The following is a 19,052-nucleotide window of genomic DNA, read 5'->3' as shown; positions in this document are numbered from 1 at the left end:
CGCTCAGTCCGTGAGGTCCCGGACGACCGCGTCGGCCAGCAGCCGGCCGCGCAGCGTCAGCACCGCGCGCCCGGCGGCGTGCGGGCCGGGCTCCAGCAGGCCGGCGCCGACCGCGCGGGCGGCGGCTGCGGCGCCGGCCGGCGTGAGCAGGTCCAGCGGGCAGCCCGCGGCCAGCCGCAGCTCCAGCAGGATCCGCTCGACCCTGCGGTCCTCGGCCGTCAGCACCTCGCGGCCCACCCCGGGCGTGCGGGACTCGGCAAGCGCCTGGGCGTACGCGCCGGGGTGCTTGGCGTTCCACCAGCGCACTCCCCCGACGTGGCTGTGCGCGCCGGGCCCGGCGCCCCACCAGTCGGCGCCGGTCCAGTACAGCTCGTTGTGCCGGCAGCGGGCAGCCTCGGTGGTGGCCCAGTTGGAGACCTCGTACCAGGAGTAGCCGGCGGCGGCCAGCCGCTCGTCGGCGATGAGGTAGCGGTCGGCGTGCTCGTCGTCGTCGGTCATGGGCACCTCGCCGCGGCGTATCTGCCGGGCCAGCCGCGTACCCTCCTCGACGATCAGCGCGTACGCCGAGACGTGGTCGGGCCCGGCGGTGATCGCGGCGTCCAGGGAGGCGCGCCAGTCGTCGTCGGACTCGCCGGGCGTGCCGTAGATCAGGTCGAGGTTGACGTGGTCGAAGCCGGCGGCGCGGGCCTCGGCGACGCACGCCTCGGGGCGGCCGGGGGTGTGGGTGCGGTCCAGGACCTTCAGGACGTGCTGCCGGGCGGACTGCATGCCGAAGGACATCCGGGTGAAGCCGCCCTCGCGCAGCTCCGCCAGATACGCCGGGTCCACGGACTCCGGGTTCGCCTCGGTGGTGATCTCGGCGCCGGGCGCGAGGCCGAAGTCGTCGCGGATCGCGCCGAGCATGCGGACGAGGTCGGCGGCGGGCAGCAGCGTCGGGGTGCCGCCGCCGACGAAGACCGTCGCGACCTGCCGCGGGTCGTCGCCGAGGACCTTGCGGGCGAGGCGGACCTCGTCGATGAGGACGTCGGCGTAATTCTCCCGGGAGGCGAGGGCGCCGCCGGAGCCGCGCAGTTCGCTCGCGGTGTAGGTGTTGAAGTCGCAGTAGCCGCAGCGGGTGGCGCAGTAGGGCACGTGCAGGTAGAAGCCGAGCGGCCGGTCCGCGCCGCCGGCCAGCGCCTGCGCCGGCAGGGCGCCGTCCTGGGGCACGGGTTCGCCGTCGGGCAGTACGGAGGGCATCCCCCCAGTATCCGGCACGCCCGCCGGTGCTCAGGGCCCCTCAGCGGGCCCGCAGGACCAGGACGGCGAGGTCGCCGCCGGGCGGCGCTTGCGCGGGGGCGTTGGCGGGGGCGGGGGCGGCGTGCAGGACGCGCCGGGCGATGTCCGCCGCGGGCAGGCCCGTACAGCCGCGCAGGAGCGCCGCGAGGCCGCCGTCGCCGCCGCCGTCATCGTCGGGCCGGTGCCGGCTGGCGGCGCCCCCGGTGGCGCACAGCAGGGTGTCGCCCGGGCGGAGGTCGAAGGACTCGCCGGCGTAGCGCGCCGGGTCCGCCGTCCCGAGCGGTGGTTGCGCCGTGGCCGCCGCGGTGACCAGGCCGGACGTGCCGCTGAGCAGCAGCGGCGCGGGGTGGCCGGCCGAGGCGAGGGTGCAGCGGGCGCCGCGCCCGGGGACGTACGGGGTGATCTCGCCGTAGAGCAGGGCGAGGCCGGGGGCCCGGCCGGAATCCGGGGTGGGCGTCTCGGCGGCGAGGGCCTCGTCGAGTCGGCCCAGGACGCCGGGGACGCCGAGGCCCTCGCGGGCCAGCAGCCGCAGCACCGGGCGGACGAGGCCGGCAAGCGGGGCGCCCTCGGGACCGTCGCCGTACACGCCGCCGAGGGCGAAGCACCAGCGGCCGTCGCCGGCCGGGAAGAGGTCGTAGAGGAGGCCGCAGGAGTCGCCGCCCACCCGTCCGCCGGCCGGCGGCTCCCGGACGACGGCGTGGTCGATGCCGGGGACGGCGCCGGCGGCGGCCGGCACCAGGCCGCGGTGCAGGACGGCGGCGAGCGCCGCCTGCCGCGCGTACTGCCGGGCCGTGCCGAGCGCGAGCGCGACCCGCCGGGCGAAGTCCTCCACGAGCCCGGTGAGCCCGTCCCCCATCACCGGCCCCGCGACCCGCCCCACCAGCAGCGTCCCCAGACACCTCCCCCCGACGACAAGCGGCACGGCGAAAGCCCCACCACCGATGAATCGCCCAAGAGCAGCGCCCGACCCAGCTCCCGAACCCACGCCCCGGCCCGGGGCCTGGCCCGCGCCCCCACCCGAGCCCACGCCCGAGTCCGGGGCCTGGTCCGCGCCCGAACCCACGCCCGCTCCCGGGTCCACGCCCGGGTTTGCGCCCTGGTCCGAGTCCGGCTCCGCGGCCTCGCCCACGCGCGGGCCCGCAACCCGGTCCAGGTCCACGCTCGGGCCCACGCCCGATTCCGGGGCCTGGTCCGAGACCCGGTCCGGGTCCACGGCTAAGTCCCCGCGCGGGTCCGCGCCCTGAGCCGCGACCGGGTCCGCCGCCAGGCCCTCCGGGCGGTCCGATCCACGCCCACCCCCCTCGTCGCGGCCCGGGTCCGCGTCTGAGCCCCCTGCTGAGCCCGCCGCCGGACCCTCCGGGCGGTCCGATCCACGCCCACCCCCCTCGTCGCGGTCACCCGCGCCCGGGGTCCGGGGGCGGGAAAGCGCGGCTGTGGCGTCCGGGTACGGCCAGGGGCGGGCGATGGGGGTCGGGGCGGGGGGTGGGGGGCAGGGGGTCAGCGCGGAGCGCAAGGCGTCGAGGTGTTGCTCCTCGGCGTGCCAGACGGCGGCGAGGCGGGGGGCGGAGCCGCGTGCGTACGTCCACAGCGCGCACCAGTCGGCGATCCGCGGGACGAGGAGCTGCGTGGCCAGCGCGGCGACGCCGGGCTCGTCGAGGCGGCCGGCGAGCAGGTCGGAGGTGCCGGCGAGGAAGGTCAGGGCGGCGCCGCCCGTCCAGTCCTGGTCGCCGCGCGGCGGGGCGGGCGGCGGGACGGGGGCGAGCAGGTCGGCGGGCGGTGCCGCGGCGCCGTCCCGGGCGTCGGCCGGGTCCTCGGCGGGGGCGAGGTCGAGGCGGCACCAGACGGTCTTGCGGTCGCGCCGGTAGCTGATGCCCCAGGCGTCGGAGAGTGCCGCCACCAGGTGCAGGCCCCGGCCGCCCTCGCGGGTGTCCGCCGGCTCCTGCGTGTCGTCCCGCAGCACCCGCGCGGGGTGCCGGTCGCCGACCTCGATCACCACGCCGGGCGGGGCCGGTAACGCCTCAAGCCGGCACTCCAGCTCCACGTCGGTGCCGGCGTGCACGACGGCGTTCGTGACCAGCTCGCTCACCAGCAGCGTGCCGTCGTCCAGCAGCCGGTCGCCGAAGCGGACGCCGGCGGGCAGCCCGGCCGCCTCCCACCGGGCGAGCGCGTCCCGCAGGAACCGCCGGGCGGCACCGGCCGCCTTCTGATCCCCGGACAGACTCGTCCGCGCCACGACCTCGGACACCGCGTCCTCACGGCATCCCTGCAACAGCCCCACGGGCGGCTCCTCAGCGCACGGCAACCGGCCCTCACCCTGCCACGCCCCACTGGCGCGGACGCAGCCGTACGCCCCCGTCCGGGCGTCCTGCCCGCAAACCGCTCCGGGAGACCGCCCGCCCCCGTATCATCACCCGCCCCGCGCGAGGCGGGAGCGGACTCACGCCTCGCGCGAACCCGCGTACATCTGGTCGATGAGCGGAGCGAACTCGCGCTCCACGACGGGCCGCTTGAGCTTCAGGCTCGGGGTGAGGTCGCCGTGCTCGACGTCGAGGTCGCGCGGAAGGACGCGGAACCGCCGGATCTGCTCCCAGCGCTGGAGCCCCTCGTTGAGCCGCGCCACGAAGCCGTCCATCAGCACACGGACCTCCTCGCTCGCGACGACCTCCCCGTACGGCCGGCCGGCCAGGCCGTGCTCGGCGGCCCAGTCCAGGATCGACGGCTCGTCGAGCGCGATCAGCGCCGTGCAGAAGCTGCGCCCGCCGCCGAGGACGAGCACATTGCTCACGAACGGGCACACCGCCTTGAAGCGGCCCTCGACCTCGGCCGGCGCGATGTACTTGCCGTTGGAGGACTTGATGAGGTCCTTCTTGCGGTCGGTGATCTTCAGGAAGCCGTCCGGCGACAGCTCGCCGATGTCACCGGTGTGGAACCACCCGTCCGGCTCCAGCACCTCCGCGGTCTTGTCCGGCAGCCCGTGGTAGCCCTGCATGATGCCGGGCCCGCGCAGCAGCACCTCGCCGTCCTCCTCGGCGATGCGCACCTCCAGGCCGGGCAGCGCCTTGCCGACCGTGCCGGTGCGGTAGTTCTCGCCGGGGTTGACGAAGCTCGCGGCGCTGGACTCGGTGAGGCCGTAGCCCTCCAGGATGTGGATGCCGGCGCCGGCGAAGAAGTAGCCGATCTCCGGGGCGAGCGCGGCCGAGCCGGACACGCACGCGCGCAGCCGGCCGCCGAACGCCTCACGGAGCTTGCCGTAGACGAGCTTGTCGGCGAGCGCGTGCTGGGCGCGCAGGCCCAGCGGCGCGGAGGGCACGCCGGTGAGCCGCATGCTGTTCTGGGTGGCCTTGGCGTATTCGCGGGCGACGTCCGCGGCCCACTGGAAGATCCGGTATTTCGCCGCGCCGCCCGCACGGGCCTTCGCCGCGACGCCGTTGTAGACCTTCTCGAAGATCCGCGGCACGGCCGCCATGTAGGTGGGCTGCACGACCGGCAGGTTCTCGATGATCTTGTCGACCCGGCCGTCGACCGCGGTGATGTGCCCGACCGCGATCTGCCCGGCGGTCAGCACCTTGCCGAAGACGTGCGCGAGCGGCAGCCACAGGTACTGCACGTCCTCGGGTTCGAGCAGGTCGATGGCCTGGATCGCACGCGCCATGTACGACCAGCAGTCATGCGGGAGGCGTACGCCCTTGGGCTTGCCGGTGGTGCCGGAGGTGTAGATCAGGGTGGCGAGCTGGTCCTTGGTGAGCGCGGCGACCGCGTCGGTGACGGCGGCCGGGTGCTGCGCCAGATAGGCGTCGCCGCGCTTCTCCAGCTCGGTGAGCGACAGGATCCAGCCGTCGCCGGACTCGTCGAGGGCGTCCTCGGCGTCGATGACGACGACATGCGCGAGCTCGGGCAGCTCGGCCCGCCGCTCCAGCGCCTTGTCCAGCTGCGCGGCGTTCTCGGCGATCAGCACCCGGCTGCCGGAGTCGGCGAGGATGAAGGCGGTCTCCTCGGCGTTGGTGCTGGGGTAGACGGTCGTGGTCGCCGCGCCCGCGCACAGCACACCGAGGTCGGCCAGGATCCACTCCACCGAGGTGTTCGCGGCGATCGCGACCCGCTCCTCGGGGCGTACGCCCAGGTCAATCAGGCCGGCCGCGATCGCGTGCACCCGGCGGGCGGCGTCCGCCCAGGTGAGCGACTTCCAGCCGTCAGGTCCCTCGCCGCTCTGCGGCGGTACGGGGTAGCGGTACGCCTCGGCGTCGGGGGTTGCCGCGACCCGCTCCAGGAAGAGGGTCGCCACGGAGGGCGGCCTGGTCTCAAGCAACGTCTGTGTGTCGGTCACCGCAACCTCCGGGCACGCGCGGGCTTTCTTAACTCACCAGTAACCTATCCGGTCGGATCAGAGTAGAGGGCCGACGCCCGGTGCGTAAGGGGGAAAGCCCAGCGCATCGGGCCGTCGGCCCCCTCGCGGCGGCTGCCGCCGCGTCCCTGCCGTTCCGCTCGGTCACTCCATGATTACGTCTTCGCCGTGGACGTCTACTTCTTCGCCTTGGAGTCGCCGTCGGAGTCGGTGGACAGCACCGCGATGAACGCCTCCTGCGGGACCTCCACGCTGCCGACCATCTTCATCCGCTTCTTGCCCTCCTTCTGCTTCTCCAGCAGCTTGCGCTTGCGGGAGATGTCGCCGCCGTAGCACTTGGCGAGGACGTCCTTGCGGATGGCGCGCACCGTTTCGCGGGCGATCACCCGGGCGCCGATGGCGGCCTGGATCGGCACCTCGAAGTTCTGCCGCGGGATCAGCTCGCGCAGCTTCGCCACCAGCCGCACCCCGTAGGCGTACGCCTTCTCCTTGTGGGTGATCGCGGAGAACGCGTCGACCTTGTCGCCGTGCAGCAGGATGTCGACCTTGACCAGGTCGGCGGACTGCTCGCCGGTGGGCTCGTAGTCCAGCGAGGCGTAGCCGCGGGTCTTGGACTTGAGGTTGTCGAAGAAGTCGAAGACGATCTCGGCGAGCGGGAGGGTGTAGCGGATCTCGACCCGGTCCTCGGACAGGTAGTCCATGCCCAGCAGGGTGCCGCGCCGGTTCTGGCACAGCTCCATGATCGCGCCGATGAACTCGGTCGGGGCGAGCACGGTGGCGCGTACGACCGGCTCGTGGACCTCGGCGATCTTGCCCTCGGGGAATTCACTCGGGTTGGTGACGACATGCTCGGTGCCGTCCTCCATCACCACCCGGTAGACCACGTTGGGCGCGGTCGCGATCAGGTCGAGGCCGAACTCGCGCTCCAGCCGCTCGCGGATCACGTCCAGGTGCAGCAGGCCGAGGAAGCCGACCCGGAAGCCGAAGCCGAGGGCCGCGGACGTCTCGGGCTCGTAGACCAGCGCCGCGTCGTTGAGCTGGAGCTTGTCCAGCGCCTCGCGCAGCTCCGGGTAGTCCGAGCCGTCCAGCGGGTACAGCCCGGAGAACACCATCGGCTTGGGGTCCTTGTAGCCGCCCAGCGCCTCGGTGGCGCCGGCGTTCTGGCTGGTGATCGTGTCACCGACCTTGGACTGCCGGACGTCCTTCACGCCGGTGATCAGATAACCCACCTCGCCGACGCCGAGCCCGTCGGCGGGCAGCATCTCGGGCGAGTTGGTGCCGATCTCCAGCAGCTCGTGGGTGGCGCCGGTGGACATCATCCGGATCCGCTCGCGCCGGTTGAGCTGGCCGTCGATCACCCGGACGTAGGTGACCACACCGCGGTAGGAGTCGTAGACCGAGTCGAAGATCATCGCGCGGGCGGGCGCGTCGGCGACGCCGACCGGCGCGGGCACGTCCCGCACCACCCGGTCCAGCAGCGCGTCCACCCCGACACCGGTCTTCGCCGAGACCCGCAGCACGTCGTCCGGGTCGCAGCCGACCAGGTTGGCCAGCTCCTCGGCGAACTTCTCCGGCTGCGCGGCCGGCAGGTCGATCTTGTTGAGCACCGGGATGATGGCCAGGTCGTTCTCCATCGCCAGGTACAGATTCGCCAGCGTCTGCGCCTCGATGCCCTGGGCGGCGTCCACCAGCAGGATCGTGCCCTCGCAGGCGGCCAGCGACCGGGACACCTCGTAGGTGAAGTCGACATGGCCCGGGGTGTCGATCATGTTGAGGATGTGGGTGCCCGAGGCGCCGTCGGTGGGCTGCCAGGGCAGCCGGACGGCCTGCGACTTGATCGTGATGCCGCGCTCGCGCTCGATGTCCATCCGGTCGAGGTACTGGGCACGCATCTGCCGCGCGTCGACGACCCCGGTCAGCTGGAGCATCCGGTCGGCGAGCGTCGACTTGCCGTGGTCGATGTGCGCGATGATGCAGAAGTTGCGGATCAGCGCCGGGTCGGTACGGCTCGGCTCCGGCACGTGGGCCGGCACGGAAGAAGGGGTCGCGGGCACGCAGGGTCCATTTTCTGGTCTGATCGCGGGTCGGGTCACAGGGAGGACCGCGGGTGGATCACGGTCGGGTCGCGGTCGGGTCGATACGCAGACTCCATAGTCCCATGAGCGGCGGCCCGGGGACGGTTTGGGAGCGGGCCCGCGCTGCTGGTAATCTGGGCCGCTGCGTCTCGCGTCCCCGCCGGTCGGCCCCTTGTGGTCGCCCACCGCCGGGCCCGGGGCGCCGACCTTTCGGTATGTGTGAATGACGAACCTGAGAAGGCTCTTTCGTGGCGAACATCAAGTCCCAGATCAAGCGCAACAAGACCAACGAGAAGGCGCGCCAGCGCAACAAGGCGGTCAAGTCCGAGCTCAAGACGGCCATCCGCCGCACCCGCGAGGCCGTCGCGGCCGGTGACAGCGAGAAGGCCCAGGCCGCCGCGAGGCTCGCCGCCAAGAAGCTCGACAAGGCCGCCAGCAAGGGCGTCATCCACAAGAACCAGGCCGCCAACAAGAAGTCGGCCATCGCGCAGTCGGTCGCCTCGCTCCAGGGCTGACCCCTCCGGCCGGCGCTTGCCAGCTCCTGCCGGCTCCTTCCAGGGCTGATCACCCTCGGGTCCCACGCACCGCGGACAACCGGAACCAGCGGCCCCTCTACCGCCCGGACCCGCACCGCCACGACCCGGCGCCGTACACGTACGTTCGCCACGTGCACGCGGCGCACACATCCTGCGATTCACGGGCCCGGCCCCGGGTGTCCGAGGGTGTCGATATCCTCACTGTATGTCGACGCCCCCTCCGCCTGGGCAGCCGGGCCCCTCGCCGTACCAGAACCCCCAGCAGCCGGGCGGAGCCGTCCCGCCGCAGTACAACCCGTACGCCCAGAGCGCCCCGGGATACGGCCCGCCGCAGCAGCCCGGCTACTACGGGGTGCAGCAGATACCCGCGCAGCCGGGCGGGACGCCGGGCGGGACCGGGACCGGTGCGGTGGGCAGGGCGGTGCTGTGGGCGGCGGTCGGCGCGGCCGTGGCCTCGGCGCTGTGGGGCGGCGGGGTCGTGCTGTTCGGCAAGGACTCCGCCAAGGCCGACCTGCGCGGCTACACCGTGCACAAGAAGCTGTGCGACACCGCGGACCTGAGCGCCTTCAAGGACGAGTACCCCAAGCCCGACGAGCACCCGACCTCGTATCTGAGCGACCGGGCCTCGCTGGCGCAGATGTACTGCAGCGAGAGCCTGGACAAGGACGATGACGACGACTCGTCCTCCTCGGGCTACTCCTACGCCTATGTGTCCGTGCAGGCCGACCTGCACCGCAGGAGCGACCCCGGGCCGGAGTTCGCCGACCAGTGGAAGAGCTTCGCGGACCGCGGGACGGAGCCGACGGAGAAGTACGACGTCACGCCGATGGACGGCTACGGCGACGAGGCGTATCTGATCACGCAGGACAGCACGACGAGCGCGACGGGCGGCAGCCGCGAGGTGACGCTCGCGGTGCGGGACGGCTGGATGACGTACTCCCTGACCTGGAACGGCTATGCCTCCACGGCCGAGAGCGAGGACAACTTCCCGTCGCTGGACAAGGCCACCGGGTGGGTCGAGGCGGCCACGAAGGCGACGCTGCCGAAGCTGAAGTAGCCGCGGGCCGCGGCTGGAGTGGCCCCGCTGACCGCGCCGGGTGCCGGCGGCTGCCTCAGCCGCGGGAGCGGGAGGCGCGGGCGATGGTGACGACGGCCTTCTCCAGCGCGTACGCCGGGTCCGCGCCGCCGCCCTTGACGGCCGCGTCGGCCTCGGCGACCGCCTGGAGCGCGGCCGAGACGCCGTCGGCGCTCCAGCCGCGCATCTGCTGCCGCACCCGGTCGATCTTCCACGGCGGCATGCCGAGGTCCCGGGCGAGCTGGCCGGGGTTGGCGCCGCGCGGGGCGGAGGCGAGCTTGCCGATCGCCCGGACGCCCGAGGCCAGCGCGAAGGTGATGCCCGGGGCGGGCTGCCCCACCGCGAGCGCCCAGCGCAGCCGCTCCAGCGCCTCGGCCGCCCGTCCGGTCACCGCGAGGTCGGCGACCTCGAAGCCGGTGGCCTCGGCGCGGCCGGTGTAGTACCGCCCGACGACGTTCACGTCCACCGTGCCCTCGGTGTCGGCGACGAGCTGGGCGCACGCGCTGGCGAGCTCGCGCAGGTCACCGCCCAGCGCGTCGACGAGGGCCTGCGCCGCCTCGGGCGTCGCGGACCGGCCGAGCGTGCGGAACTCACCGCGTACGAAGGCCAGCCGGTCGGCCGGCTTGGTCATCTTCGGGCACGCCACCTCGCGCGCGCCGGCCTTGCGGGCCGCGTCCAGCAGCGCCTTGCCCTTGGCGCCGCCGGCGTGCAGCAGCACGAGCGTGATCTCCTCGGCCGGCGCGGTCAGATACGCCTTGACCTCTTTGACGGTGTCGGCCGACAGGTCCTGCGCGTTGCGGACGACGACGACCTTGCGCTCGGCGAAGAGGGAGGGGCTGGTCAGCTCGGCAAGTGTGCCGGGCTGCAGCGCCTCGGGCGGCAGGTCCCGTACGTCGGTGTCGGCGTCGGCGGCGCGGGCCGCCGCCACGACCTCGCGCACGGCGCGGTCGAGCAGCAGGTCCTCCTGGCCCACGGCGAGGGTGAGGGGGGCGAGCACGTCGTCGGATGCGGTCTTCCTGGCCATCGCGGACCAGCATCGCACGCCGCTCGGACATCGCGGGCGCGGGGCTTGCGGGGGCTTGCGGGGGGCGGGCCGGTACGGGGCGGCGGGTGCGGGGCTTGCGGGGGCGGCACAATGGGCGGATGACCGCAGCAGTACGCCACATCCTCGTGCTCCCGGACCGCGACAGCGCCGAGGAGGTCGCCGCCGAGCTGCCCGGGCGCTTCGCGCTGGCCGCGGAGCCGCAGCTGGTCCGGGACGCGCTCGCGGGTGAGGACGACGCCGAGGACGCGCAGTGGCTGGTGGTGGTCGAGGACCCGCACTGCCGGATCGACCGGGGCGCGCTGGACTCGCTGGTCGTGCCGTACGACGGCTGGGTGGAATGACCGCGGGGCCCGGCGCCGGGTCGTGCGCGCGGGGCCCCGCGGGTGGGGGGACCTGACGGTCAGCCGGCGGAGCAGGAGACCGTGGGCCAGGTGGTGGAGCCGTTCTTCTGCACGGTCACGCCCCAGTTGTTGCCGTTGCCGTTGGGCTTGGCGACGAGCGTCTGGGCGTTGGGGTAGCTCGCGGTGATGTTCCAGGTGGACATGATCTTCTCGGGCGCGGGCACGTTCATCGTCACGGTCCAGTTGCTGGAGCCGCTGACCGCCACGTTGAGGTTGTAGCGGTCCGACCAGGCCGTGCCCGCGGACAGCGTCGCCGTGCAGCCGCCGCCCGTACCGCCGGACGTACCGCCGTTCGTGCCACCGGCCGACGTACCGCCGCTGGTGCCGCCCCCGGTGGGGGCGACCGCCCGGCCGGTCTGCGGCGAGATCATGCCGGCGCACAGGCCGCGGCTCGCCAGGCCCTGGGCGATCCGCGGGATCGCCTGGAGGGTGTTGGCGGGCCACTCGTGCATGAGGATGACCTGGCCGTTGGTGAGCCGGGCGTTGGCCGCCACGATCGCGTCGACGCTCGCGCCGTTCCAGTCCTGCGAGTCCACGTCCCAGATGACCTGGGTGAGGCCGTACTTCGCCTCGACCGCCTGGAGCGTGGAGTTGGTCTCCCCGTACGGGGGCCGGAAGAGCTTCGGCGTACCGCCGCCGGCCGCGGCGATCGCCTGCTGGGTGCGGCCGACCTCGGAGTCGATCTGCGCCTGGCTCTCCTGGACCAGATGCGGGTGGGTGTAGCTGTGGTTGCCCACCCACATGCCGGCGGCGATCTCCGCCGCCACCTGGGACGGGTACGCCGCCGCGTACTGGCCCTCGTTGAACATCGTGGCACGCAGGCCGTTCTGCTTGAGCGCGTTGAGCACGGCCTGCGTGTGGTCGTTCGAGGGGCCGTCGTCGAAGGTGAGGCCGACATAGCCGTTGCAGGTGGCCGCCTGCGACGGTGTCGGGTTGACGGTGGAGGTCACGACGCCGGTGACCGCCAGCCCGGCGACGGCGAGGCCGGCGACGAGCGTACGGACCGTACGGGGATTCCTGGACATGGGGGGATCTCCTCTTGCGGGGCGGCGGACCGCCGTCGGGTGAGGGGGTGGTGCGTCACCGGCCCTGCGTCGGCCGGGGCCGCGCCGGCCGGTCGTACGTCAGCCGGACCTGGGTCAGCCGACCTTGCAGGAGAAGGTCGGCCAGGTGGTGGAGCCGTTCTTCTGGATCGTCAGGCCCCAGTTGTTGCCGTTGCCGTTGGGCTTGGCGGTCAGGGTCTGCGCGTTGGGGTAGCTGGCGGTGATGTTCCAGGTCGCCATGACCTTCTCGGGGCTGGGCACGTTGGCCGTCACGGTCCAGTTGCTGGAGCCGCTGACCGAGACGTTGAGGTTGTAGCGGTCGGACCAGTTCTCCGCGGCGCTGACGTTGGCGGTGCAGCTGCCGCCGCCGGAGCCGCCGGTGCTGCCGCCGCCGGTGGTGCCGCCGTTCGTGCCGCCCGTGGTCCCGCCGTTCGTGCCCCCGGTGGTGCCGCCGGTGCTGCCACCGCCGCCGCCGGAGCCGACGGTGATGTTGGAGCTGCCGGAGGAGCCGTAGCCCTCGGTGGCGAGGATCTCGTAGTTCGGGGTGCCGAGGTTCAGGCCGGCCTGCGACCAGGCGTTGAAGATGTTGGACACGGTGATGGTGCCGCCGGTGCGCTTGGCCTGGCGGACGGCCCAGTACTGGTAGAAGGTCGCCGTTCCCTCGATCGAGGGCTGGTTGACGCGCTGCGTGCGGTACAGGTCGTACGTGCTGCCGTCGCTGCTGACCGAGCCCAGCCGGGTGGCGCCGGAGCTGGGGTTGTAGTTGCCGTAGTTCTCGACGATGTAGTACTCGATCAGCGGGTTGGTGGTCCAGCCGTACAGGCTCAGGTAGCAGTTGCCGTTGCAGTTCCACGAGCCGGAGTACGTGACGGGCGAGGTCGTGCCCGGGTTCCAGCCCTTGCCGGCCACGAAGTTGGTCACGTTGTTCCACGTGGTGCTGTACTGGCCGCCCGAGCCCAGCGTCATCGACGCCTGGCCGCTGTTCTGGCTCCAGAACGAGTAGAAGTACCCGTTGTTGGTACCGGTGCTGTTGGAGTTGACGGTCGTGTCGGCGCTCGCGGTGCCCGGCATGACCAGCGCGGCCACGCCGACCAGGACGGTGGCGCAGAGCCCGCTGAACAGCAGCCGCAGCCGGCTGCGCCGGGCCGCCGGGGTGGGGGCGGGAGGTCGGTTCACGGGTGAGTCCTCCTGAGTGGGGGTCTGCCCGCGGGTGTGCGGGCAGCGCGACATGACCCCATGGCAGGGCTGGTCGCTGGTGGGGAGTGACCCCGGGGGCCCGCCCGGCGGCTCGCGCGGTATGACCCGGGTAACGGCGAACAGTGTTGATCCGGCCCCGTCAACTGTCAACACTTTCGGCGAAGTTAGCGAAAGCTTCGACTGCGGGAGGGTGGCGTGGCAGAGTGTTCTGCCTGGCCACGGCCCATCGAGGGGAGGACGGTGCCGAATTGGGCGATCTGTGCGGGTGTTCGAGGCCCGGATGACCGGAAGTCGGCGCTGAAAGTTTCGCCGGTATTCCGGATAATCGGCGGTGTCAGGTGGCGGGAACGGCCGGCGGGCGCGTCATGAGGACGTCGATCGGGTCCTCGGAGCGCACGGTGAAGCCGTACCGCTCGTAGAGCCGGCGGGCCGGGCTGCCCTGGACGACCTTCAGGCCGACGGTGAGGCCCTGCGCGTCGGTCCATGCGAGCAGCGTGCCGAGGACGGCGGAGCCGAGGCCGCGGCCCTGGTGCTGCGGGGCGAGGTAGAAGTGCTCCAGCCACTGGAGGCCGGCCGCGGGGCGGAGCGTGACGCAGCCGGCGAGGTCGCCGCCGACCATGATCACGGAGGTGTGGCGGGCGGAGTAGGAGTCCCGGAACCGCTGCCGTACCCGGCGGTCGTCGTAGCGGCCGAGGCGTTCGAGGTCCGGGCGCATGACCGCGGCACGCAGCTCGGCGATCACCTCGATGTCGTCCGTCGTGACCGCGCGCAGCCGCCAGTGCGCGGGCGCGGACGTGCCGCGTATCGTGCCGGGTTCCATGGCCGGATTATGCCATCGCACCGGCTCTGACCTGGGGCGGGGTGCGGCGGGCGGTGGCGTCCGTCAGCCGGCTGCGGGGGCCTTCCCGGCCGTGGCGGCGTCCGCGGGGCCGGGCAGGTGGCGCAGCCGCGGCAGCGGGGAGGGCACCAGCCACAGCGCCCCGAGCACCGCGGCGACGGTCACCAGCCACAGGGCGGGCCGCAGCCCGATCGCGGAGCCGAGGAAGCCGCCGGCGAGCGCGCCGAGCGGCCGGACGCCGTAGTTGACGGTACGGAAGGCGCCGCTGACGCGGGAGCGCAGGGCGTTGGGGATGACCGCGGCCTGGAGCGAGCCGGCGGAGATGTCCAGCAGCATCACCCCGAGCCCGGAGCCGAACTCGGCGGCGAAGAAGGCGAGCAGCACGAGCGGGGTCGGCCCGCCGGCCAGCGGGACGAGCACCAGCGGGGCGGGGAAGGCGACCGCGCCGAGCGTGAAGGCCGGCCCGATGCCGATCGCCCGCACGATCCGGGCGCTCACCACCGCCCCGAGCAGGCTGCCGACCGCGCCGGCGCCCACGACCAGGCCCAGCGTCCCGGGGCGGAGGCCGAGCCCGTCGACCGCGTAGAGGACGAGCAGGGTGCTGAAGCCGAAGTTGAAGAGGTTGATCGTCGCGACGCAGGCGAGCATCGAGCGCAGCAGCGGGGAGCCGCCGATGAAGCGCAGCCCCTCGGTGAGCCGGCCGCCGCCGCGCTCGGCGGGGGGCGGTTCGGCCGGCGCTATCCGGGCGAGCTGCCAGGCGGAGAAGAGGTACGAGGCGGCGTCGGCGAGCAGCGCGAGCGGTGCGGCGAGCAGCTGGACCAGCAGCCCGCCGGCGCTCGGCCCGGCCAGGAACGCGAAGGCCCGGCTGCCGCTGGTCAGCGAGTTGCCGGCGACGTACTGCTCACGCGTCAGCAGCGACACCAGCAGCGTGGCGTTGCAGACGTCGAACGCGACGGCGAGCGTGCCGACCGCGAAGGCGACCGCGCACAGCTGCGCGAACGTCAGCACGCCGAGCGCGTAGCCCAGCGGCAGCGACGCCATCAGGGCGGCCCGGGCGAGGTCGGCGGCGATCATCGTCTGCCGCCGCCGCCCGCGCCGGTCCGCCCAGGCGCCGGCGGGCAGCGAGAACAGCAGGGCCGGCAGCAGACCGGCGAACCGCAGCCAGCCCATGCCGGCGGCGCTCACGTGCAGGACCAGCACGGCGGCGAGCGGTACGGCGAGGTACGTGACCTCGTCCCCGAAGAGGGAGACCGTCTGCCCGGCCCAATACCGCCGGAACCCCTGCTCCCGCAGCAGCACCGGCGCCCGCGCGCTCAGCCCCCGCGCGAGGGTTCCCCCGCTCACCGCTCCCCCTCCGCCGACCCGGCCTCCGGCGCGGGGGTTGGTTCGGGGGCCGGTTCGGGGGCTGCTTCCGGGGCCGGTGCGGGGTGCTGGCCCGGGCCTTGTTCGGGGGCGACGTAGGCGACCTGGAGGTACGCGACCCGGCGGGCGCCCTGGGGGCGGAGGGTCGGGTCGAGGCCGCGGTCGGCGTACTCGGCGATCACCGCGTCGATCCGCTCCCCGATCGCGACGAGCTCCTCCGGGGTGAGGTAGAGGATCGCGTCCGAGTGCCGCTCGGCCCGCTGCCACTGCGGCGGCAGCGTGTGCCGCCGCTCCAGCGCCCGCATCATCCGGTGGAACTGGTTCTCCGCGACCGCGACGCTCAGCGCCTCCGCAGCCGAGGCGACCGCCGGGTCCTCCGAGTAGTTCGGCCAGTCCGTGTACGCCGCCGTCGCCCGCCACGGCTTCTCCCGCCCACCCGCCCCGGGCTCCGCCTCCGCCACGAGCCCGTACTTGGCGAGTATCCGCAGATGGTACGAGCAACTGGCGACGGACTCCCCCGTCAGCTCCGCCGCCCGCGTCGCCGTGAACGGCCCCTCCACCCGCAGCAGCCCGACCAACGCCATCCGCGTCGGATGCGCATACGCCCGCAACGCCCGCGGGTCACTGAGATGCACCTGGTCCGGGAAGGGCCGCTTCTGCTCCATGCGCATCACGGTAGCTATCTAAAGGATTCTTTAGCAAGCTTTCTTTAGATAGCTCGGGCCGCAGCGGATCACCCGCTCAGATGCTCATGAGCCATCCGCCAGCCCCCGCCCTGCCGGACGCGATACCGGCACACGGCGTGGTCGGCTCGGTGGTGGGGTCGGGCATGGGACCTCCAAGTGGGTCGCGGCGGGGGCGGGTCATTGCGGGCCGGTCAGGGAGGTGTGGAGGGTGGGTGGGCCGGCGGGGGGGGTGGGGGCGGTGGTGGTGAGGGCGAGGGAACCGGACGTGTCGGTGCGCAGGACGGTCGCGCCCAGGGCGCGCAGGGCGGTCAGGGTGCGCGGGGACGGGTGGCCGTAGGAGTTGTGGAGGCCCACGGAGACCAGGGCCAGCCGGGGGTGGAGGCGGGCCAGGAACGCCGGGGACTGGTAGGCGCTGCCATGGTGGGCGACCTTCAGCACGTCGACCCGCGGGAGGCCCGGGTCCGCCGCCAGGATCTCCTCCTGGGCTGCGGGTCCCAGGTCGCCCGCGAGCAGGAGGGTCAGGGAGCCGGTGCGGACCAGCATGGCCACGCTCGCGTCGTTCGGGTCGTCGTCCGGGAGGGCGTCGGCCGTCGGTGGCGGCCACAGCACGCGCCAGCTCAGCGGGCCCACCGTGCGCTCCTCCCCCACGCTCGCCCGCAGCAGCGGCACGCCCGCCGCCGCGGCCTCCCGGCGTACCCGCGCGGCCTCCCCCGCGGGCTCGTCCAGCACCGTCGTCTCGATCGCGCCCACCCGGCGGCCGTGCAGCACGCCCGGCAGCCCGTCCGCATGGTCGGCGTGGAAGTGGGTGAGGACCAGCAGCGGGATCGCTGTGACCCGCAGCCGCCGCAGGCAGCGGTCGGCCAGCTCCGGATCCGGGCCGGTGTCCACCACCACCGCGCTGCCCGGCCCCGCGGAAAGCGCGAGCGCGTCGCCCTGCCCGACGTCGCACATCGCGAACCGCCACTGCGCCGGCGGCCAGCGGGCCGTCACCCCGCCGGGCAGCGGCAGCGGCAGCGGACGCACCAGCGCCAGCAGCAGGAGCAGCGCCGCCGCGCACACCGCCCAGGGCCGGACCACGAGCACGCCCAGCGCCCGGGCGCCGCCCGCCGCGAGGGCCACCGTCAGCGTCGTGAGCAGGGCCGCGCCCGCCCAGCCCGCGGGCCAGCCGATCTCCGCCCAGGGCAGGGCCGCGCCATGCCGGGCCACCGTCACGATCCACCGCGTCGGCCAGCCCGCCGCCCATGCGAGCGCTGCCGCGGCGGCGGGCGTGAGGGGCGCGACCGCGAGGGCGCAGAAGCCGAGCACCGTCGCCGGCGCGACCGCGGGCTCCGCCAGCAGGTTGCAGGGCACGCCGACCAGGCTGAGCCGCGCCGACAGCACCACGATCAGCGGCCCGCACGCCGCCTGCGCCGCCCCCGCCGCGGCCAGCGCCTCCGCGAGCCGCGCCGGCACCCGGCGGGCGCGCAGGGCCGCGCTCCAGCGCGGGGCGAGCGTCAGCAGGGAGCCGGTGGCCAGGACGGAGAGCGCGAAGCCGTAGGAACGGGCGACGGGTGGGTCGTAGAGCACCAGGAGCAGCACCGCGCCGGCGAGGGCGGGCAGCAGCGAGCGGCGGCGGCCGGTCGCGATCGCCAGCAGCGTGATCAGCCCGCAGGCGGCGGCCCGCACCACGCTCGGGCCCGGCCGGCACACCAACACGAACGCGCCCGTCAGCGCGGCCCCCAGCACCGCGGTGATCCGCAGCGGGATGCCCAGCGCCCCGGCCAGTCCGCGGCGCTCGGCCCTGATCGCCTCGGCCGGCGGGCCGATGAGCAGGAGCAGCACGATGGTGAGGTTCGCGCCACTTACTGAGGTGAGGTGCGCGAGGTCCGTGGCCCGGAAGGCGTCCTTGAGGTCGGACTCAAGGCCGGCGGTGTCGCCGGTCACCAGTCCGGGCAGCAGCCCGCGGGCGTCCGGCGGGAGCCCGGCGCTCGCCGTCCGCAGGCCGCTGCGGAAGCGGGCGGCGACGCGCTGGGCCGTGGAGGGTGGCCCGATGACGCGGGGCGCCCCCGTGGGGCGCAGCACCGCGGCGACGGAGTCCCCCGGGCGGTCGGCCGGCGCCAGGCGGGCGGTGAGGCGCAGGGTGGTTGAGGGCAGCAGGTGCTGCCAGGTGGGGAGGTCGGCGTCGGCGAGGACGAGCACGGGCGTGCGGATCTTTTCCTTGCCGAGCTGGAGGGCTTCCGCGGGCACGATGACCATGCCGGGGGCTGCGTCGTTGCCGGCGGGGGCGGCGGGCTCGGCGGGCTCGGCGCGGGCGGCTTCCGTGGATGCCTTCCACGCCGGGGCGGGGGCTCTGGAGCGGGTGAGGGTGGGGTCCGAGGTGATCCGCAGGTCGAGCTCGACGGTGGCCCGGTGGGCGGCGAGGCGTGGGATGGGGCCGCGGTGGCGGTCGGCGTCCGCGAGCGCGGCGGCGAGGGTGGCTGCCGCGACCGTCAGGAGGGTGGCCGCGGCGGTCACCGCGAGGCCGGTCGCGGGGGCGGTGGCGGGGCTGGACGCGGGGCCGGGCGCTGGGCCGGCGTGAATGGGCTTGGGCTTCCTCCTTCGGGTGCGGGTGAGGGCGAACGTGGCGGTGAGGGCCGCGGCTGCCGCTGCGGTGGCCAGGAGCAGAACCGTCGCCCCGACGGCGGGCGTCAGGGCTGCCGCGGCCCAGGCGGCAAGGGCCGGCGGCACGAGCCGCAGGTCGGGCGGACCGTCCTGGCGAGGGTTCGACGCGCCCAGCCGGGACGCGGCCTTGGCGTGCACGGGGTTGCGGCCCGGGCCCGCCGCTTGGGCCATGGGCGTGGTCGCGGGTGGGCCGGGTGCTTGAGGCCGCGGGTCCGATACGCCCGGGCGCGAGGTGGCCCCGGCAAGCGCCGGGTTGCCGCTTGCGTCCGCCACGCTTTGCGGCCCCTCAGGGGTGGGCCTGGCCCCGGTCGTAGGTGGACCAGGGACTTGGGGCTCTGCGCTCGACGCACCCAGGTGCAAGGTGGCCCCGGCGCGTGCCGCGGCCTGCGACCCCTCGGAGGCGGACGTGGACCTGCTCATGGGTGGACCAGGGGCTTGGGGCTCTGGGTTCGACGCGTCCAAGCGCGAGGCGGCACCGCCACGCACCGAGTTGCCGCGCGCACCCGCCTCCTGCGACCCCTTAGGGGTGGACGTGAA

Annotated in this window: 14 protein-coding genes; 3 read left to right on the top strand and 11 right to left on the bottom strand. The window is 74.1% G+C overall.

The features are described from left to right. Positions 1–3: 3 nt before the first annotated feature. From hemW to lepA, 4 genes are all read right to left on the bottom strand, one after another. Positions 4–1,236, bottom strand: coding sequence for a radical SAM family heme chaperone HemW (gene hemW / locus HCN08_RS01635; RefSeq protein ID WP_167980974.1), 1,233 nt, complete (start codon positions 1,234–1,236; stop codon positions 4–6). Between the two features lie 40 nt (positions 1,237–1,276). Beyond that, a complete protein-coding gene (locus tag HCN08_RS01630; protein WP_167980973.1) occupies positions 1,277–3,553 on the bottom strand; it encodes a SpoIIE family protein phosphatase in 2,277 nt (758 codons plus the stop codon). Positions 3,554–3,712: 159 nt separating this feature from the next. Beyond that, complete coding sequence (locus HCN08_RS01625; RefSeq protein WP_167980972.1) at positions 3,713–5,599, bottom strand: AMP-dependent synthetase/ligase; 1,887 nt, start codon at positions 5,597–5,599, stop codon at positions 3,713–3,715. Between the two features lie 194 nt (positions 5,600–5,793). Then, on the bottom strand, positions 5,794–7,671 hold the full coding sequence (lepA, locus tag HCN08_RS01620; RefSeq protein ID WP_167980971.1) for a translation elongation factor 4: 1,878 nt from the start codon (positions 7,669–7,671) through the stop codon (positions 5,794–5,796). A 269-nt stretch (positions 7,672–7,940) separates the two neighbouring features. Here lepA and rpsT point away from each other — a divergent pair, with 269 nt between their 5' ends. After that, positions 7,941–8,207, top strand: a complete 267-nt coding sequence (gene rpsT / locus HCN08_RS34960) for a 30S ribosomal protein S20 (RefSeq protein ID WP_167980970.1) — start codon at positions 7,941–7,943, stop codon at positions 8,205–8,207. Between the two features lie 226 nt (positions 8,208–8,433). Further along, positions 8,434–9,285, top strand: coding sequence for a hypothetical protein (locus HCN08_RS01610; RefSeq protein WP_206318185.1), 852 nt, complete (start codon positions 8,434–8,436; stop codon positions 9,283–9,285). A 55-nt stretch (positions 9,286–9,340) separates the two neighbouring features. Here the strand turns inward: HCN08_RS01610 and holA are convergent, their stop codons facing one another. Further along, positions 9,341–10,327, bottom strand: a complete 987-nt coding sequence (holA, locus tag HCN08_RS01605) for a DNA polymerase III subunit delta (RefSeq protein WP_167980969.1) — start codon at positions 10,325–10,327, stop codon at positions 9,341–9,343. A 119-nt stretch (positions 10,328–10,446) separates the two neighbouring features. On the opposite strand from holA, the gene HCN08_RS01600 reads away from it, so the two are divergent. Continuing rightward, complete coding sequence (locus HCN08_RS01600) at positions 10,447–10,689, top strand: hypothetical protein (protein ID WP_167980968.1); 243 nt, start codon at positions 10,447–10,449, stop codon at positions 10,687–10,689. A gap of 59 nt (positions 10,690–10,748) precedes the next feature. Here the strand turns inward: HCN08_RS01600 and HCN08_RS01595 are convergent, their stop codons facing one another. The 6 genes from HCN08_RS01595 to HCN08_RS01570 all read right to left on the bottom strand — a co-directional run bounded on the left by HCN08_RS01595 (position 10,749) and on the right by HCN08_RS01570 (position 18,686). Then, a complete protein-coding gene (locus tag HCN08_RS01595; RefSeq protein WP_167980967.1) occupies positions 10,749–11,774 on the bottom strand; it encodes a polysaccharide deacetylase family protein in 1,026 nt (341 codons plus the stop codon). A gap of 114 nt (positions 11,775–11,888) precedes the next feature. Continuing rightward, a complete protein-coding gene (locus HCN08_RS01590) occupies positions 11,889–12,968 on the bottom strand; it encodes a glycoside hydrolase family 11 protein (protein WP_407648644.1) in 1,080 nt (359 codons plus the stop codon). A gap of 355 nt (positions 12,969–13,323) precedes the next feature. Next, on the bottom strand, positions 13,324–13,809 hold the full coding sequence (locus HCN08_RS01585; protein ID WP_167980965.1) for a GNAT family N-acetyltransferase: 486 nt from the start codon (positions 13,807–13,809) through the stop codon (positions 13,324–13,326). 63 nt (positions 13,810–13,872) lie between these two features. Continuing rightward, positions 13,873–15,171 (bottom strand): MFS transporter, encoded by a 1,299-nt coding sequence (locus HCN08_RS01580; RefSeq protein ID WP_167980964.1) that lies wholly within the window; start codon positions 15,169–15,171, stop codon positions 13,873–13,875. After that, positions 15,168–15,854, bottom strand: coding sequence for a winged helix-turn-helix domain-containing protein (locus HCN08_RS01575; protein WP_240969658.1), 687 nt, complete (start codon positions 15,852–15,854; stop codon positions 15,168–15,170). The genes HCN08_RS01580 and HCN08_RS01575 overlap by 4 nt, the downstream gene beginning before the upstream one ends. 198 nt (positions 15,855–16,052) lie before the next feature. Beyond that, positions 16,053–18,686: a ComEC/Rec2 family competence protein gene (locus HCN08_RS01570; protein WP_167980962.1), complete on the bottom strand. Its 2,634-nt coding sequence runs from the start codon at positions 18,684–18,686 to the stop codon at positions 16,053–16,055. Between the last annotated feature and the right edge of the window lie 366 nt (positions 18,687–19,052).

This window comes from Actinacidiphila epipremni (assembly GCF_012034175.1).
GTDB classification, from domain to species: Bacteria; Actinomycetota; Actinomycetes; order Streptomycetales; family Streptomycetaceae; genus Actinacidiphila; species Actinacidiphila epipremni.
Note: the sequence above shows the minus strand (reverse complement) of the source record. Positions and strands in the feature narration are given on the sequence as shown.

What these genes read in the sequence shown, in the direction of transcription:
- hemW (WP_167980974.1), bottom strand. Translation starts at nt 1,236, where the DNA reads ATGCCCTCCGTACTGCCCGACGGCGAACCCGTGCCCCAGGACGGCGCC.
- HCN08_RS01610 (WP_206318185.1), top strand. Translation starts at nt 8,434, where the DNA reads ATGTCGACGCCCCCTCCGCCTGGGCAGCCGGGCCCCTCGCCGTACCAG.
- holA (WP_167980969.1), bottom strand. Translation starts at nt 10,327, where the DNA reads ATGGCCAGGAAGACCGCATCCGACGACGTGCTCGCCCCCCTCACCCTC.
- HCN08_RS01600 (WP_167980968.1), top strand. Translation starts at nt 10,447, where the DNA reads ATGACCGCAGCAGTACGCCACATCCTCGTGCTCCCGGACCGCGACAGC.
- HCN08_RS01595 (WP_167980967.1), bottom strand. Translation starts at nt 11,774, where the DNA reads ATGTCCAGGAATCCCCGTACGGTCCGTACGCTCGTCGCCGGCCTCGCC.
- HCN08_RS01585 (WP_167980965.1), bottom strand. Translation starts at nt 13,809, where the DNA reads ATGGAACCCGGCACGATACGCGGCACGTCCGCGCCCGCGCACTGGCGG.
- HCN08_RS01575 (WP_240969658.1), bottom strand. Translation starts at nt 15,854, where the DNA reads ATGGAGCAGAAGCGGCCCTTCCCGGACCAGGTGCATCTCAGTGACCCG.
- HCN08_RS01570 (WP_167980962.1), bottom strand. Translation starts at nt 18,686, where the DNA reads ATGGCCCAAGCGGCGGGCCCGGGCCGCAACCCCGTGCACGCCAAGGCC.